At 33.4% G+C, this 1,502-nt stretch carries 2 protein-coding genes and 2 pseudogenes; 2 read left to right on the top strand and 2 right to left on the bottom strand.

Features of this window, described 5'->3' with window-relative positions:
• On the bottom strand, positions 1–165 hold a 165-nt coding region (locus HT715_RS10655; protein WP_172922950.1), incomplete at its 3' end, for a helix-turn-helix transcriptional regulator.
• Between the two features lie 190 nt (positions 166–355).
• On the opposite strand from HT715_RS10655, the gene HT715_RS12330 reads away from it, so the two are divergent.
• The gene (locus HT715_RS12330) at positions 356–526 is read left to right on the top strand and encodes a PhrA family quorum-sensing system peptide (protein ID WP_001227865.1); all 171 of its coding nucleotides are present in this window, start codon (positions 356–358) and stop codon (positions 524–526) included.
• A gap of 154 nt (positions 527–680) precedes the next feature.
• On the opposite strand, the pseudogene HT715_RS12325 reads toward HT715_RS12330, so the two are convergent.
• A pseudogene (locus tag HT715_RS12325) lies at positions 681–863 on the bottom strand (IS110 family transposase); the annotation flags it as partial.
• Positions 864–1,179: 316 nt separating this feature from the next.
• Here HT715_RS12325 and HT715_RS10650 point away from each other — a divergent pair.
• Positions 1,180–1,473, top strand: a pseudogene (locus HT715_RS10650) (choline-binding protein G); the annotation flags it as partial.
• Positions 1,474–1,502 lie beyond the last annotated feature (29 nt).

Here is a 1,502-nt window from a genome sequence, read left to right as displayed (position 1 = left end):
TTCGAGTCGTTGGGAGAGTTTGAACAAAAGGTCTGCGGAGGGAATGAAATGCCCTCTCTCAATTTTACTAATCTGGCTTTGTTCACAAATTCCTTCTGCAAGAGTTTGTTGGGAGAGTCTCAACTCTTTTCTTTTCAATCTGAATTTCTCTGCGAGTGTATTCATTAAAGATAATAAACCTTCCTATTTGCTTAATTTCATTATAAAATTTTTAGTTCAAAATAGTAAGTTAAAGAAACAAATAATTCTTTATGGTAATAATAAGAAAAAAAGTTCAAAATGCAATAAAAACACTTGGCTAAATAAAATATATCTGTTAGAATAAAAACAAGGAAAAAGAAAGGGGTTTCATTGCATGAGAAAAAAACGTGGAATTAAAAAATTAGTTACATTTGCATTGCTAGGTGTTTTTATGTTTAGTAATACAATTCCTTACCAACAGTTTATTCAGAAGAATAGACAATTGGAGATTCGAGTGCAATCACAAAAGAAGTCCAATGGTCTTGATGTTGGGAAGGCTGATTAAAGAATAATGGAATAGAATTAGTCTCTAGTATATTCGCTTTTATTATTCATTAAAAATTGTAGGGGCAAGTTTGAAAAAATAAAAGTTAGTTGATTGATTACTTCTCTAAATTTTGGGCACACTAAAAAGAGGTCTTGATACCCAACCTTTAAAATTAAAGCACCTTGAATCCGTGCTGTTGTGCAAAACGAACGGCATCTTGGACAGACATTGTCTTATCTGAATTTCTTATTTCTGTAAGACCTTGTAATCTTGGATTATAACTCTCCTGTTTTAAAAGTACGTGGTAGATGGCAACCAATAATCTGCGACAGATAGCGATGATAGCTTTTCGATGCCATATAAATAATTTTTAACATGAGGGGGCTCCCTTCATAAAATTTGAGTCTGCCTATCCCTTGACTATTCTTTCCTTTCACAAACGAGTCGCTTATTCAATTATAAGTTTACGTGCTCTTAGTCACAGTTCTTGTGCTTGATGGAAAGAATGACACCTATAAAAATGCGAGGTAGTGGCTGTACCACTCACTTATTCACCTCCCCGTGATTTGTAGTAGTGATAGGCTTTCTCACTGTTATTATAAAACAAAGAGCACAACACTTTTTCATTCTGTGTTGTGCCTTGAGTGAAACGAAAGGAATGAATTATAAAAATGAAGAAAACATTTTATCGCAAATTCGGTATTTCAATTATTGCTAGTACTTTATTAGCTAGTCAGCTACCGACAGTATCTGCGTTGACTGTTATTTCAAGTACAGGCGAGGAGTATGAGGTAAGTGAAACATTACAAGAGGATCCAGGAACTAATAATTTTTCACTTCCCGATGTTTCACCGACTTATGGTCAATATTATACAAATCAGTCAGAAGTCATTATTGGCAAAAATGATTTAGTTAAGGTAAAAAATACTTTACAATATCCTTACTCTACATCAGCTTATGTAGAGTAAGAATTTCGTGGTGTGAAAAATGGTAA

Source organism: Streptococcus sp. 4155 (genome assembly GCF_013276695.1).
In the GTDB taxonomy this organism is placed as follows: domain Bacteria; phylum Bacillota; class Bacilli; order Lactobacillales; family Streptococcaceae; genus Streptococcus; species Streptococcus pseudopneumoniae.
The sequence above is the reverse complement of the archived record's forward strand: the minus strand, read 5'-3'. Positions and strand labels throughout refer to the sequence as shown.